General features: G+C 68.6%; 11 protein-coding genes. 2 read left to right on the top strand and 9 right to left on the bottom strand.

The genetic code is table 11. The annotated features are described in order from the left end of the window. From C5F44_RS14720 to C5F44_RS14710, 3 genes are all read right to left on the bottom strand, one after another. A partial coding sequence (locus C5F44_RS14720) for a tripartite tricarboxylate transporter permease (protein ID WP_107674306.1) occupies nt 1-1,316 on the bottom strand: 1,316 nt, incomplete at its 3' end. A 23-nt stretch (nt 1,317-1,339) separates the two neighbouring features. Then, entirely contained in the window at nt 1,340-2,332 is a 993-nt protein-coding gene (locus tag C5F44_RS14715) for a type 2 periplasmic-binding domain-containing protein (RefSeq protein WP_146161960.1), read from the bottom strand. A gap of 24 nt (nt 2,333-2,356) precedes the next feature. After that, nucleotides 2,357-3,793 carry a class I adenylate-forming enzyme family protein gene (locus C5F44_RS14710; protein ID WP_107674304.1) on the bottom strand — a complete coding sequence of 479 codons (1,437 nt, stop codon included), beginning with the start codon at nt 3,791-3,793 and terminating at the stop codon, nt 2,357-2,359. A 148-nt stretch (nt 3,794-3,941) separates the two neighbouring features. On the opposite strand from C5F44_RS14710, the gene C5F44_RS14705 reads away from it, so the two are divergent. Beyond that, a complete protein-coding gene (locus C5F44_RS14705; RefSeq protein ID WP_107674303.1) occupies nt 3,942-5,381 on the top strand; it encodes an AMP-binding protein in 1,440 nt (479 codons plus the stop codon). 76 nt (nt 5,382-5,457) lie between these two features. Here C5F44_RS14705 and C5F44_RS14700 read toward each other — a convergent pair whose 3' ends face one another. Together C5F44_RS14700 and C5F44_RS14695 are read right to left on the bottom strand one after the other, a co-directional pair. Further along, nucleotides 5,458-6,057, bottom strand: coding sequence for an outer membrane beta-barrel protein (locus tag C5F44_RS14700; protein WP_164681883.1), 600 nt, complete (start codon nt 6,055-6,057; stop codon nt 5,458-5,460). Nucleotides 6,058-6,238: 181 nt separating this feature from the next. Next, nucleotides 6,239-7,726: a class I adenylate-forming enzyme family protein gene (locus C5F44_RS14695; RefSeq protein ID WP_107674301.1), complete on the bottom strand. Its 1,488-nt coding sequence runs from the start codon at nt 7,724-7,726 to the stop codon at nt 6,239-6,241. 338 nt (nt 7,727-8,064) lie between these two features. Here C5F44_RS14695 and C5F44_RS18180 point away from each other — a divergent pair, with 338 nt between their 5' ends. Then, complete coding sequence (locus C5F44_RS18180) at nt 8,065-9,384, top strand: divergent polysaccharide deacetylase family protein (RefSeq protein WP_107674300.1); 1,320 nt, start codon at nt 8,065-8,067, stop codon at nt 9,382-9,384. Nucleotides 9,385-9,611: 227 nt separating this feature from the next. Here the strand turns inward: C5F44_RS18180 and trpE are convergent, their stop codons facing one another. The 4 genes from trpE to gpt all read right to left on the bottom strand — a co-directional run bounded on the left by trpE (nt 9,612) and on the right by gpt (nt 14,881). Then, nucleotides 9,612-11,123, bottom strand: coding sequence for an anthranilate synthase component I (trpE, locus tag C5F44_RS14685; protein ID WP_107674299.1), 1,512 nt, complete (start codon nt 11,121-11,123; stop codon nt 9,612-9,614). Continuing rightward, nucleotides 11,120-12,988: a peptidylprolyl isomerase gene (locus tag C5F44_RS14680; protein WP_107674298.1), complete on the bottom strand. Its 1,869-nt coding sequence runs from the start codon at nt 12,986-12,988 to the stop codon at nt 11,120-11,122. Before C5F44_RS14680 ends, trpE begins: the two co-directional genes overlap by 4 nt. Before the next feature lie 111 nt (nt 12,989-13,099). Next, nucleotides 13,100-14,278, bottom strand: a complete 1,179-nt coding sequence (locus tag C5F44_RS14675; protein WP_107674309.1) for an aminotransferase — start codon at nt 14,276-14,278, stop codon at nt 13,100-13,102. Between the two features lie 78 nt (nt 14,279-14,356). Then, nucleotides 14,357-14,881: a xanthine phosphoribosyltransferase gene (gpt, locus tag C5F44_RS14670; protein ID WP_107674297.1), complete on the bottom strand. Its 525-nt coding sequence runs from the start codon at nt 14,879-14,881 to the stop codon at nt 14,357-14,359. Between the last annotated feature and the right edge of the window lie 3 nt (nt 14,882-14,884).

The following is a 14,884-nucleotide window of genomic DNA, read 5'->3' as shown; positions in this document are numbered from 1 at the left end:
ACCAGCCCCAGCGTCAGCGCGGGCCGTGACCAGCCGTAGCGTTTCATCGCCAGCCCCAGCGCCGAGAACACCAGCAGCACCGCGAAATCGCGCGGGTCGCGGGTGGTCTGGAACGCCCCCAGCACCACGAAGGCCAGCGCCACCGGCACCAGAACCGGCGCCGGCACCAGCGCCAGCCGCGCCAGCGGCCGTGTCAGCATCAGGCACAGGCCCGCGCCGATCAGGTTCGCCAGCGCAATCGTCAGCACCAGCGATACCACAAAAGGCGCCTCGTCGCGCAGCAGGTCAGGCCCCGGCACCAGCCCGTGCAGGGTGAACGCCCCCAGAAGCAGCGCCATCGGGGCCGATCCGGGAATACCGAAGGCCAGCGTCGGCAACAGCGATCCGCCTTCCTTGGCATTGTTGGCACTTTCGGGGGCGATCACGCCCCGGATATTGCCTTCGCCAAAGGCCGGCCCCTTGCCGGGGCGGCGGGCGGCATCGCCATAGGCCACCCATTCGATCACGGTCACGCCAATCCCCGGCACCGCGCCCAGCAAGGCGCCCAAGCCTCCGCTGCGCAAGACCAGCGGCAGGTTGCGCAACGTGTCGCCGATGCCGCGCCGCAACCCGCCGGGGTCTGTCGGCGCTCCTGCCGCCTGAATCCGGCCCTGTGCCAGCAGCCCGGCCAGTTCCGGCACCGCGAACAGGCCCAGAAACACAATCGCCGTCGGCACCCCGTCCCACAGATAGACCTCGCCAAAGGTCCAGCGCGCCACGCCTTCATAGGGGTCCAGCCCCGCAAAGGCGACCAGCGCCCCGACCAGCGCCGCCACCATCCCCTTCAGCGGGTCACGCCCGGCCAGCATCGCCACCAGCGTCAGGCCGAAGGCGGTGATGGCGAACAGGTCGGCAAAGTTCAGCAACAGCACCAGCGGCCGCATCACCGGCAGCGCCAGCGCCAGCAGCAGCGCCCCGAACAGCCCCCCGATGAGCGAGGCCGAATAGGCCGCCCCCAGCGCCCGCGCGGCCTGCCCCTGTTTGGCCAGTTGATGCCCGTCCACCACCGTGGCCGCCGCCCCCACCGTGCCCGGCACCCCGATCAGCACCGCCGGAATCGTGTCTGACGTGGTGGTGACAGAGGCCATGCCCAGAAGCAGCGCAAACGCCGCCACCGGGTCCAGCGTATAGGTCAGCGGAATCAGGATGGTCAGCCCGAACAGCCCGCCGATGCCCGGAATGACCCCGATCACCAGACCGAACACCACCCCGGCCACCAGCAACAGCAGCCGTGCCGGCTCCATCAACGCGCCAAGGGCGATCAGCAGCGCGTCCATCATCGGCCCCGCGCGGCCCGGCGCTACTGCACCAGCGCCCGCGCCCTGTCCTGCACCGCCGGATCGGTTGCCAGCAAGTCGCGGATCATCGCCTCGACCTCGGGGCCTTGCGTCATCATCAGCGTGAAGCCCTGCGCCTTGGCGGCGGCGATGAACGCGGCGTCGCCGGCCAGTGCCGCAAAGGCCGCGCGCAGATTGGCCAGCGCCTCGGGGCTGGTGGCGGGCGGGGCGATGAAGGGAATGTGGATCGTGCCCGAAGACAGCACCAGCGTCAGTGCCGCCCGCGTCGCCGCATCCGGGGCGCGGTCCAGCAGGAAGGGCACGCCCTCGATCTCATGCTTCGGTTCGGTCGCCAGTTCGACGATCACGTTGTAACGCTGCATCATGTCGCCCTTGAACAGCGTTGTCGTGCCAATGCCGCAGCGCGCCTGCACATCGCCGCGTTCCATCGCCAGATCAACCTCGGTCGCGCTTTCGAACCCGGTCACGATATCGAACTTCGCGCCCAGCCCGTTCCTGATCGCGGCCGGATAGGTATAGGTCGTGCTGTCCTTGCCTGTGGCGCCCACCTTGAAACTTTCGGTCAGGAACTTGTCCAGCGTGTCGATACCCGAAGCCTTGGGCGTGATGCAGTAGGACGCCGAATTGGTCATGCTGACCAGATAGGGCACCACCCGCGGATCAAAGGCGGTATTGTCGGGGTCGAACACCGGCAGCAGCGCCAGCGCCGAGCTGACGGTGGCAATCGTGCTGCCATCCGTCACCGGGCTTTGCATGATCATCTTCGCCAGCTTCAGACTGCCCGCACCGGGCACATTCTCGACCACCGCCGTCAGCGTGCCCGGCAGGTGGCGCCCGATATGGTCGGCCAGCAGCCGCGCCGCTTCGTCATAAGATCCGCCGGGCCCATAGCCAACCTGAAGGGTCAGCGTCTCGGCAGCGGCAAGGGTGGGCAATGTAATTGAGGGCAGGGCAAGGCAGAGGACACTGGCAAGAACCTTGGGGCCAATCGGCATGGTCGTTCCTCATCGGTTTGAAAATCAGCCCGGCGCAACACTCTCCGGGCTTTGTGAAACATGCTCGTCGCTCAATCGTCGCCGGTCGGTCTTGCCGGCGGGGGTGACGGGAATGGCGTCCCGCACCACCATGTCGAACGGGCAGCGGGCGCCCAGATGGACGGTCAGATGCGCGGCCAGCGCCGTGGCATCAAAGCCCGGGCCCGGCACCACCGCCAGCCCCAGCCGGTCACCGCCGCCCGGTTCGGGCAGCCGGAACGCCGCCACATCGGCCACGCCGGGAAAGCCGCGCGCCAGCGCCTCGAACAGATGCGGCGCGCGCTTGGTGCCGCCGATGTTCAGCAGCTCTGACCGGCGGCCCAGAAATTGCAGCCCGCCATCGGGCAGGATGCGGCACAGATCCCCGGTGGCCACCCAGCCTTCGGCATCGGCCAGCGGCCGGCCCGAGGGGAAATCGTGCAGCCGGATCGGCTCGGGCACCTGCAACCACAGCTCGCCCCCTGTCGCCGGATCGGCCGGACTGCCGTCCTCGGCGCACAGGCGGAACGCCATGTCGTCGTAAACCGGGCCCACATAGCCGGGCACATCACGATGCAGGGCAGGGCGGGTATGCGCGATCGACCCGGTCTCGCTGCTGCCATAGCCCAGCACCACCTCGGCCCCGAACAGCGCCTCGGCCCGCGCCGCCAGATCGGGCGCCACCTCGCCGCCGCCCACCATGATCCGCCGCAGGCTGCGGGGCCGCATCGCCCCCGCCTCGGCCGCCGCCACCATCCGGCGGAAGTTCCAGGGTGACAGGAACGCCGCCGTCACCCCCGCCGCCTCCATCAGCGCCAGCGAGGCCGCGTCATCGTCGCGCGGATGCACCTGCATCACCCCGCCCAGCAGCGCCCGCCCCATGTGGTTGAAGAACGGGCCTGATGGCGTGGCATAGCCGATGAAGACCGCGCCTTCCGGGCGACCGCGCCAGTCTGACCCGCGCGTGATGCGGGCCAGCAGCCCTTCATCGGTGATCCGCCGCAGCTTCGGCACCCCGGTCGTGCCCGAGGTGCTGCGGATCATCGCGCCGCCCGCCGTCGCCGGCACCCATCGCCGCGGCGACCGGACCCAGCTTCGCCCGACCGCGATGTCGCGCCCGCCGGTGGCGGCCGTGCCTTCGGTGATCAGGTGCCAGTCGGGGCGATAGCCTTCGCCGCCTTCGGGGGCGCAGCGCCCCATCGCGGTGGCGCCGATCCGCAGCAAGGCCAGCCGCAGCGCCGATCCGGCAATGGCATCGGTCACATGCACCGCCACCAGATCGCCCGGCCCGACACCCCGGTCCTGCAAGGCTTCGGCAAAGGCCATCATGGTGTAGAACAGGTTTTCGAAGCTGACCGGACCCCCTGCCGCGTCCAGCGTGGCGACACGGCCCGCATGGGCGCGGCTGCTCTCTTCAAAGGCCGTGGAAAAACTGGCGGTCATATGCCTCTTGCCTCGCGCGGCAGCTTAGGCGTGTCTCTTGCACGAAACAACACTTTCTGCGGGTGCATCGGCGGCCCCCGCAGGGGTTGACGCCTGTGCCCTGTCAGGCAACCTGTGCCTGCATGTCCCCTGCCGGAGCGCAACCGTGATGACCCTGATGTCCGCCTTTGCCCGCAGGGCGCGCGACAACCCGCAGAAGATCGCGCTGCTGACCGAGAAAAGCCAGATGTCCTATGATGACATCCTGCAACTGGTGCATCTTTTGGACGTTCAACTGACCACCCGCGGGCTGCGGCCCGGGCAGACGCTTGTCATGGCCAGCCGCCGGCCCGAACTGTGCCTTGCCCTGTGCCTGCTGCTGTCGCTGCGTGATCTGACCGTGATCTTTTCCGTGCCCGAACCCGTGCGGGCCGCCGGTCTGGCCTTCGACCGGGTGCTGACCACCGACCCCATCCCCGGCCTGCCCGAAGACCGGCAGTTCGTGATCGGGCCGGACTGGTTTTCCGACATGGGCACGCTGCCCTTGCCCGATTTCACCGCTGCCAGCGGGGGCGGGGGCATGTTCGTTTACCGCTCGTCCGGCACCACCGGCACGCCCAAGTTCATCCGCTCGACCGAGGCCGACCGGCTGGCCGATGCCGACCGCAGCGCCTTCTGGGGGGCGGTGGACCTGTCCTCGCGCCGGGTGCTGTCCACCCTGACTTGCCATTCGGGCTGGTCGATGTCGCTGATCTTGCAGACGCTTCTTTCGGGCGGCTCGGTCGTGGCGCTGACCGAAGGTTCGGGCAATGCGCTGCCCTGGATCGACCTTTACCATGTCGATACACTGGGAACCTCGCCCGCCGTGTTGCAGATGATGCTGGAACAGCCGCAGGTCGGCCAATACCTGCGCGGCCTGCGCGACATCCGCGTCGGCGGGGCGCAGGCCGGTGCGCAGCTTCTGGCCGCCTTTGCCGCGATCTGCCCCGCCCGGCTGCATCTGGGCTATGGCTCGGCAGAGCTGGGCCCCTGTTTCCGCTGGATCTACGATCCCGCCACCCCGCGCCCCGACAACTATCTGGGCGAATTCCGCCGCCCCGATCTGCAGATCGGCTTCTTCGACCATGACCTTACCCCCTTGCCGCAGGCCAGCGAAGGCGTTGTCGGGTTTCGTCCGGTCTCGGGCAGCCTGCCGCGCCAGTATCTCGCCGACAGCGACGACCGCCGCAGCGGCTTCATCGACGGCTGGTTCTTCCCGGGCGATATTCTGCGGCGGGAAGGCGACGCCTATTTCATCATCGGCCGCACCAAGGACATCGTGAATTTCGGCGGCAACAAGTTCTCGCTGGCCGCCGTGCGGCAGGTGCTGGCGCAGGCCTTTCCCGGCATGACGCCAGAGCCTGTGGTGCTGGCCGATGCCGGCGGTCTGGAACGTCTTGGCGTGGCCTATCGCGCGCCGCGCCCGGTGTCCGAGGCCGAGCTGACTGCCGCCCTGGCCCCCTTCAAGGGCCTGCGCGTCACCCGTGCGCTGCGCCTGCAGGAATTTCCGCTGACCGATACCGGCAAGATCGACAGCGCCCGGCTGCGGCGGCTGTTCCTGCAAGCCTAGGCGCGACGCGCAAGGAAAAGGGCCGCGCGAACCCCGCGCAGCCCTTCGATGTCATACCGCCCGCTTGTGGGGCAGGTCAGAAGCGGAAGCCCAGACGAACCGAGACGGTGGTCAGGTCAACGCCATCGACATATTCCGAAGTCGGGATTCCGTATTGACCGGACCCGGTCGGGTTCAGGTTGCGCTTGGTCACATCGCCGCCGATGAACCCGTTGTCGCTGATCGGCATTTCAAAGCCGGCCCCGATGCTGACGCCATCGACATCGCCATAGTCATAGCCGTATTCGTCCTCGATCGAGGTTTTCGAATAGCCAAGCGCGCCATAGACCAGCGTGGTGCCGAACACCTTGCCGACACGGGCCTTCAGGTCGATCGTGGTGCCCAGCTTGAACGTGTCGCTGTAATAGCTGTCGCCGCCAATGGTGCCGCCCTGGGTCAGCGCCAGTTCGCCGCCATAGACCAGACCGCTGCCGGTCACCACATTGTAGCCGCCGAAAATCGACCCCAGCGCGCCATTGTCGATGGAATAGGTATCGCTGCCGCCGTAGAACGTGCCGTCGCCCGAGGGCATGGAAATGCCCACACCGCCGTAAAAGCCACCCACATCCTGCGCCTGCGCCAGACCGGCAGAACCTGCAATCACTGCCGCGCCACTGGTGACAAGGCGCAGTGTCATTTCACTCTTTGACATCCTCAAACCCCTTTGTTTCTAAAAATATATTGGCAGCCTAGACCGCGAATCCGGTTCTGCAAAGGAAAATACCGTCAGGGTTGCGACAAGATCGCCCCACGCGACCCATGTGCAACAGCGCTTTTCCGGCCAAATTTCACACCGGAATCAGCTTTGATTTCACGGATCAAACTCCGGCCTCCGGTCTGCCGGCCCGGGCCTGCCGCAGCGCGCGCCCGCTTTCCACCATTGCCACGCAGGCGCGGCGGTCGGCCTTGCCATTGGCATTGCGCGGCAGCGTTTCGGCAAACAGGAACCGCTTGGGCACCGCCGGCAGCCCGCCCAGCTTCATCAGCGCCAGCCGCGCCCCGGCCAGAACCTCGGTCACATCCGCCGCCGGGTCGAGGCTGAGGAAGGCGCGCAGGGCCTCTGTCCCTTCATGGCCCGGCAGCATGAAGCAGATCGCATCGCGCACCCCCGGCACCGCCATCAGCGCAAAGTCCATCAGCGGCGCGTTCAGCTTCTGACCGCCAAGGTTGAACTGTTCGTTCACCCGCCCCGAAATGTGGAACCCGCCCGCCGCATCCCACAGCCCCAGATCGCCCGGATGGAACCAGCCATCGCGGAAACTGGCGGCCGTGGCTTCGGGCGCGTTCAGATAGCCCGGCGCCAGAAAGGGATTGCGCACCCGGATCTGGCCTTCCTGCCCGTCGGGCAGCGGCTGGCCCGCGGCATCGACCACCTCGATCCGCACCCCCGGCGCAAGCTCGGTGCGGCTTGCGATCTGCCCGTCCGGCCCCAGCGTCTTGATGTTCGACAGCGCATTGAACGCCTCGGTCGACCCATAGCCGACCCAGACCTCCTCGAACGACCGCAGCAGCGCCAGCACCAATGCCTCGGGGGCAGGCCCGCCCGAAAGCTGCACCTTCGGCAGCCGTCGCGGCAGCGTCAGCCCCGCCAGCATCCGCTGCGCCTGCGCGGGCGAGGCCAGCGCAAACCCCACCCCCGCCGCGGCCCAGCCCTCGGGCGGCGTGGCGGCCAGCACCGATCCGCCGTGCAGCAGCGTGGTCAGCGCATAGGTCAGCCAGATCGGCGCGGCGACCGGAAACAGGCTGGCCAGCCGCAGCCCGCGCCAGTCCAGCCGCGCGGCATTGGCCTCGATCCGCGCGACCAGCACCCGGTTCGGCAACCCCACCAGCTTGGGCGTGCCCGTGGTGCCCGAGGTCTGGCTGATCATCCAGATGTCCTCGGGGTCGCGGAAGCCGTCGAACGGCAACCGCCCGCCGCCGCCCGTCCGGGGCGCGAACCAGCCCGCCTCCAGCATCACCGCACCCTTCGGCGCTGCGCCCTCCAGACTGCCGTCATCCAGCACCATGTTGATCGGCAACCGCCCGCTTGTGACCAGATCGCCCTGCGCAAACACCCAGCGGGCCCCCAGCATGGCGGTGGCCAGCAGCGTGGCCAGCGCCACAGCGGGATCGGCGGTCCGCACCGCCAGCGTGGCGCGCGCGCCAAGGCCGCGCTCCTGCAGCCCCAGCGCCACCGCCAGCGCCGCCTCGGCCAACTGGCCATGGCTGACCGTCGCCTCGCCCCCCAGAACGGCGGGTGTCTCGGGGGCCGCCGCAACGGCGCGCAGATAATGCAGGCCGACATTGAAGCGGGGCGAAAGCGGCATGGCGAAATGACCTGTCTGCAACCGGAATGCGCCGTCAGCCTGACCCGCTTCCACCCCCGGCGTCAATCGCCCGTGCGGGCACGGCACAGGGCGGCGAATGCAACACCTCGGCGGAACCGCACCGTCCGGGGTGTCGCAGGGTGGGAAAGTGGGTGAAGCGGCGCCCGGCGCAGGCTATAAGGGGCTGTCGGTCTTGCGATGCCTGCGGCACAACCCGGCAACGCAGGCCCGGAACGGACCAAAGCCGATTCGGCGGGGCCAGCCCGCGGGTCAGGCAGGATCGCGGTAACAAGTGTCCGGCGCCGGGGCAGGCGCATCAGGCAGGAACGGAGGCAGGGGTGATCGGACGGTTTCTTCAGGGCGCAGCGCTTGGTGGCCTGCTGGGTGCGGCGCTTCTGGCGACCGCTTCGCTGACCTCGCCCCGTCCGGCAGGCGGGTCCGCGACCGCGACCACCCCGCCGGCCCCCCCGCTGCCCGATACGGCCGCCCTGACCGAAAGCCCCGCCGAAGCCCCCGCGGCGACGCCCCCCGCAACGCCGCCGCAGCCTTCATCGCAGCCCGCAGCGCAACCGGCCCCGCCTGCCGATCTTCCGGCCGCGCCCGTGCCTCCCGCCGCCGCTGACCCCGGCGTTCCGGTTCCCGACCCCGCCGATCCCGGTTCCATTGCCGCCACGCCGCCCGCCGGTCCGGCGTCGCCGCAGGCCGAAGTCGCGCCGCCCGCGCCCGATCTTCCGGCCCCGCCGCCCCTGACGCCCGAGGAAGAGAAGATGCTGGCCGATGGTGCGGCCCCCGAAACCGCCCCCGAACCGGCGCCTGAACCGGCACCCGCCGCAACCGACACGCCCGCCGACACCGCCCCTGTCGGGCAGGGCACCCTGGCCCCGGCACCAGCCTTGCCCGGCGCCGAGGGCATCGCGACCGACCGCCTGCCACGCATTGGCGATCCCGCGCCTTCCGCAGCCGCCGCGCTGGCGGACGGGCCGCAGCCGCCGGTCCGCGCCTTTGCCCGGCCCTTCGACAACCCCGCCGGCAAGCCCGCGCTGGCCATCATCCTGATCGACACGGGCGAACCCGGCCTTGACCGCGCCGCGCTGGCCGCGCTGCCTTTCCCGGTGACCTTCGCGCTGGACCCGATGGCCGAAGGCGCCGCCGACCGCGCCGCAACCTACCGCGCCGCCGGGCAAGAGGTGATCCTTCTGGCCACTGCCTTGCCCAAGGGCGCCGTGCCAAGCGATGTCGAACAGGCGTTCCAGGTGATGGGGCAGACGCTGCCCGAAGCGGTGGCGGTGATGGACCTGCCGGGCCGCAGCTTCCAGTCTGACCGCACCCTGGCCGCCGCCGTGGTGCCGGTGCTGGGCGCGCAGGGCAGGGGCCTTGTGACCTGGGACGAAGGGCTGAACGCCGCGGATCAGGTGGCCCGGCGCGAGGATGTGCCGGCGGCGGTGATCTTCCGCAGCCTCGATGCCGCCGGGGAACCCACCCCGGCCATCCGCCGCGCCCTTGACCGCGCCGCCTTCAAGGCCGCGCAAGAGGGGCGGGTCACGGTCGTCGGCCACACGCGTCCCGAAACCGTGGCCGCGCTGCTGGAATGGGCGGTGGAAGGCCGCGCCGCCACGGTGGCGCTGGCCCCGGTCACGGCCGTTCTGACGGTCGACTGACGGGCTGATCCTGCGGGGCGGCGCATCTGGCTGGCCTTCGCGGGGGGCGCTGCCCCCGCACCCCCGGGATATTTAAGGACAGATGAAAGGGGATGGTGCGCGCCCCGGTCTTTCATCTGTCCGAAAACATCCCCGCCGTAGGCAGGCCCGAGCCGGTTGCGCGCTTGCGCGCAGAGGCGAGATGAAAGGACTGCGGCCTACTGCGGCCGCGCATCAAGGATCACGGGTCAGGCGTTGCCGCGGCGGACGAACAGGCCCGCATCCTCGGCAGCGCGGCGCAGGGCGTTGGATTTGTTGACAGATTCCTGATACTCGGCTTCCGGGTCGCTGTCATAGACCACGCCGCCGCCGGCCTGGATATACAGCGTCTCGTCCTTCAGCACCGCCGTCCGCAGCGCGATGCAGAAGTCCATCTCGCCATTCGCCGCGAAATAGCCCACGCCGCCGCCATAGACGCCGCGCTTTTCCGGCTCCAACTCGTCGATGATCTCCATCGCCCGCACCTTGGGCGCGCCCGAGACGGTGCCCGCGGGCAGGCCCGCCAGCAGGGCCGATAGCGCGTCCTCGCCCTCGCGGATCTCGCCCACCACGTTCGATACGATGTGCATGACGTGGCTGTAGCGTTCGATGATGAATTTCTCGGTCGGCCGCACCGTGCCCATCTTCGCCACCCGGCCCACATCGTTGCGGCCCAGGTCCAGCAGCATCAGATGTTCGGCCAGCTCCTTCTGGTCGGCCAGCAGATCGGCCTCCAGTGCGCGGTCCTCTTCCTCGGTCGCGCCGCGTTTGCGGGTGCCGGCAATGGGGCGGATCGTCACTTGCCCGTCGCGCAGACGCACCAGGATTTCCGGGCTGGCGCCCACCACCTGAAAGCCGCCGAAGTTGAAGAAGAACATGAAGGGCGAAGGGTTGGTCCGCCGCAGCGAACGATAGAGCGCAAACGGCGGCAGGGCGAAATCCATCGCCCAGCGTTGGCTGGGCACCACCTGGAAGATATCGCCGGCGCGGATGTAATCCTTCGCCTTCTCGACCGCGGCCTTGTAGCCGTCATGCGTGAAGTTCGACCGCAGGTTGCCCACGCGCGACGATTCGCCCAGATCGCGGCTGGCGGCCGCAGGGGCGCGGTCCAGATCGCGCAGCGCGTCCATCACCCGTTCCGCCGCCTGCGCATAGGCCGCCCGCGCCGACAGGCCCGACCCGGCCCAGGCCGGGGCGACCAGCGTCACGTCGCCCTTCACCCCGTCCAGCACCGCAATGACCGAAGGCCGCATCAGCACCGCATCGGGCAGGCCGACCGGATCGGGGTTCACATCGGGCAGGTGTTCCACCAGCCGGATCATGTCATAGCCCAGATAGCCGAACAGCCCCGCCGATACCGCCGGCAGCCCCTCGGGCATGTCGATCCGGCTTTCGGCAATCAGCGCGCGCAGCGTGTCCAGCGGGTGACCGTCCAGCGGGCGGAAGGCGCCGGAATCGAACCGCGCCTCGCGGTTGATCTCGCTTTGCGTGCCGTTGCAGCGCCAGATCAGGTCGGGCTTCATGCCGATGATCGAATAACGCCCCCGCACCTCGCCGCCGGTGACGGATTCCAGCACGAAAGTATCGGCCCGCGCTTCGCCCAGTTTCAGCATCAGGCTGACCGGCGTATCCAGATCGGCTGCCAGCCGGGTCCAGACCAACTGGTTCTTTCCTTCGGCCCAGGCTTTTTCAAAGGCGTCGAAGGAGGGCAGCATCGTCATTGCAATCTCGCATTCACGGCGTTGATGGCGGTCTGGTCAAGGGTAATGCCGGCCTCTGCCGAAACAGCCGTGGCAAAGGCGGAAAAGGCATCCTGCGAGATCGCCTGTTCGATCTGCGCCCGCAGTGCTGCGCGCAGGGCATCGGCCTCTTCGCCGGTGGCCTCGGCCGGTTTCACGGTTTCCAGCCGCAGCAGCGCGATGAAATCGCCCTCTTCGATCACCCGTACCTCGCCTTCGGCCATGGTGAAAACCGCCGGCAGCAGCGATTGCGGCGCGCCTTCGACAAAGCCATCACGCGAAATTTCCGGCGTCTGGTCGACAATCCCCAAGCTGCCCAGGCTGGCACCGCCTTCCACCGCCGCCTTGAAGGCAATGGCCTGTGCCGATAGGGCCTTCTTCACCTCGGCCTCGCGCCAGCTTTCGGCAACCTTCTCTTTCGCCTCGTCAAACGGAATCGGCGCCGCCGGCACGGTTTCCAGGAATTCCAGCGCCACGACGCCGCCGTCTTCCAGAACCACGGCCTCGGCGAAATCGCCGTCCTTCACCTTGTCGGCCGCCGCCCGGAACGCCTGATACCCCTCCAGCGGGGCCTCGCCCTGCTGTCCGACCACATGGTCCAGCGTCGAATATTCCATGCCCGTCTCGCGGGCGAGGTCTTCCAGCGAGGTGCCGCCGGCCAGAAGGTCGTCGATCTCTTCCACCTTGTCCGAAATCGCCCGCCGCGCCGCATCCATCCGCAGCTCTTCCGACAGGCCGTCCTTGGCCTCGTCAAAGCTGGTCTCTTCGCCGTCCAGCACCCCGTTCACCCGGAAAAGCGCCGGGCCAAGGTCGCTTGTCGCCGGCACCACGCTGCCCACGGCCGCGGCAAACACCGCGTCGCCCGCCGCGCCAAGGTCCGGCTTCGACACATCGCCCATGTCGACCGCATCCATCGTCAGCCCGCGCTCGGCCACCAGCGAGTCGAAGGTGGCGCCGCCATCCAGCTTGGCCTTGGCCGCATCGGCCGCCGCCTGATCGGGATAGACCAGCCGTTCCACCAGCCGCCGCTCGGGGACCACGAATTCCGAAATCCGCTGGTCATACATCTTGCGCACCGCGGCCTCGTCCACCGGCTGATCCTTGGCGATCATCTCGGGCAGCAGCGCGGCATAGGCAATGCGCTTGGCCTCGGGGTGGGTGAAGGCCGCGATATTGGCGTCGTAATAGGCCTTGAGCTGGTCATCCGTCGGCGCCGGGACCGGGGCGGCCAGATCCGCCTCGGTCAGGCGGATCATCGCGAAGCCGCGCCGTTCGGCAATCCATTTGTACAGCGTTTCGGTCAGCGCCTCGGGCGCGGCAAAGCCGCCGGCGACCGCGCCCTGCAACAGGCTGCGCGCCACGTCGCGCCGCACGCTTTCCTCGAAAGCCGCCTCAGTCAGACCTTCGCGCTGCAACACCTGGCGATAGGCGGCACGGTCGAAGGTGCCGCTCGTGCCCTGAAAGGCGCTGATCTTCAGCACTTCGGCCGCAACCGTCTGGTCGCCAACCGACAGCCCCATCTTCAGCGCCGCGTCATCCAGCGCGGCCCGTGTCACCAGCCCCTGCAACGCCTTGCGGTCCAAGCCAAAGCCGATGGCCTCGGACACCGGAATCTGACTGCCAAGCTGGGCCGAGAAGGCCGCCACTTCCTGCCGCACCGCGCGGGCATAGTCATCGACCGACAGCGTGATGTCCCCGACCGACCCGATCGAGCTGACATTGCCGCCGAAATTCGTCACGCCAAAGCCGCCAAGGCCCAGGATCAGCATCCCGGTCATCAGCCAGGCCGCCGTTTTCTGGCCGCGGCTGACGGGTTTCTTGGCTTCGTCGTCGGTGGTCTTGGCCATGGGATGCGCCTGTGCGGGAAACTTTGCCCGCCTGTCTAGAGGGAAGGGGGGCGCGGGGCAAGATGGCCGGGCGGCGCAATCCCGGCCCCGTGACCCGGTGGTGCGCCGCCGTCAGGCGCGGAACGCGGCCAGACGGCGGAACATCTCGGCAATGCCGGCGGCATCGACATTGGCAAAGGCAATGCGGATCTGCCGCCGCCCCGCCGCGCTGCCCTCGGGCTGGAACATGGTGCCCGGCAGCATCAGCAGCGCGCAGTCATCCACCAGGCGCTTGCACAGCGCATCGCTGGCCATGTCGAACGGGTGTTCGACATAGGCGAAATAGGCGCCGCAGCCCAGAAGTTTCCAGCCGGACAGCGCATGGAACCCTTCGACCATCGCCTTGCGGCGGGCCAGAATCTCGTCTCGCTCGCCCGCCACCCATTGCGACAGGTTCCGCATCCCCCAAAGCGCTCCGATCTGGCCCAACTGGCTGGGGCAGATCGCCACGGTGTCCAGGAACTTCTCCACCTCGGCCAGCCGCGCCGTGCCGGCAACCACGGCGCCGACCCGGTGCCCGGTCAGGCGGTAGGCTTTGGAAAAGCTGTAAAGCTGGATGAAATCCTCATCCCAGTCCGGCGCGGTGAACAGGTCATGCGGGCGGCCGCTGCGGCTGTCGAAATCGCGATAGGTTTCGTCCACGATCAGCGCCAGACCGCGTGCGCGGGCCAGATCGCGGAAGGCGGCCAGCGTTTCGGCCGGATATTCCACGCCGCCGGGGTTGTTCGGGCTGACCAGCACGATGGCGCGGGTGCGCGGCGTGATCAGCGCCTCTGCCGCCGCGGCCTCGGGGATCAGCGTCGCGCCGGTGTCCAGCGGCACCGTGGTTACGGATGCCATGTCCAGCCACATCTTGTGGTTGAAATACCACGGCGTCGGCAGGATCACCTCATCGCCCGGACCGGCCAGCGTGGCCATGACGGCGGTGAAGGCCTGGTTGCAGCCTTGGGTGATCGCCACCTGATCGGCGCGGATCGTGCCGCCATAGGCTGCCGACCATTGCGCCGCGATTTCCTCGCGCAGCGCGGGCAGGCCCAGAACCGGGCCATACAGATGCGCGGCAGGGTCGTTCAGCGCCGCCTCGGCAATCGCCTGCCGCAGGGGCAGGGGTGGGCTGTCCACCGGCGCCGCCTGGCTGACATTGATCAGCGGGCGGTCGGGCGCAAAGCTCTTGCCGGCGATCCAGCGCCGCGCCTCCATCACCGGCGGGGGTTCCGTGGCAGCAAAGGCGGGATTCAGGGGCAGGGACATCATGCACTCCTCGTGCGCTGCGCGTCTTGTCCTGGGGTCTGCGCCCGCGACGGGCGCCCGACAGGCGACAGGAAGCGGTCAGTCCGCGCCGCGGAAGGGCTGGACGTATTGCAGCGCCATGTCCCAGGGGAAGAAGATCCAGGTGTCCTGGCTGACGCTGGTGATATAGGTATCGGCCTGTTTCTCGCCCTCGGGCTTGGCATAGACGCAGGCGAAATGCGCCTTGGGGTAAAGGCCGCGGATCAGTTCCAGCGTCTTGCCCGAATCCACCAGGTCATCAACGATCAGGATGCCGGTGCCATCGCCCATCAGCTCGGGGTTCGGCGCCTTGATGACCTGTGCCTCGCGCCGCTGGTCCGCCTTGCCGCCGCCCGAATGGTAGGACTTCACGCTGATGGAATCGACCATGCGGATGTCCAGCTCGCGGCTGACGATCATCGCGGGAACCAGCCCGCCACGGGTGATGCCGACCACCGCCTTCCATGTGCCGCCTTCGCCCGGTCCCTTGCCATCCAGCCGCCAGGCCAGGGCGCGGGCGTCGCGGTGAATCTGGTCCCAACTGACGTGAAAACCCTTTTCGTGCGGCAGGCGTTCGGCGGACATGGG

This window comes from Fuscovulum blasticum DSM 2131 (assembly GCF_003034965.1).
In the GTDB taxonomy this organism is placed as follows: domain Bacteria; phylum Pseudomonadota; class Alphaproteobacteria; order Rhodobacterales; family Rhodobacteraceae; genus Pseudogemmobacter; species Pseudogemmobacter blasticus.
The sequence above is the reverse complement of the archived record's forward strand: the minus strand, read 5'-3'. Positions and strand labels throughout refer to the sequence as shown.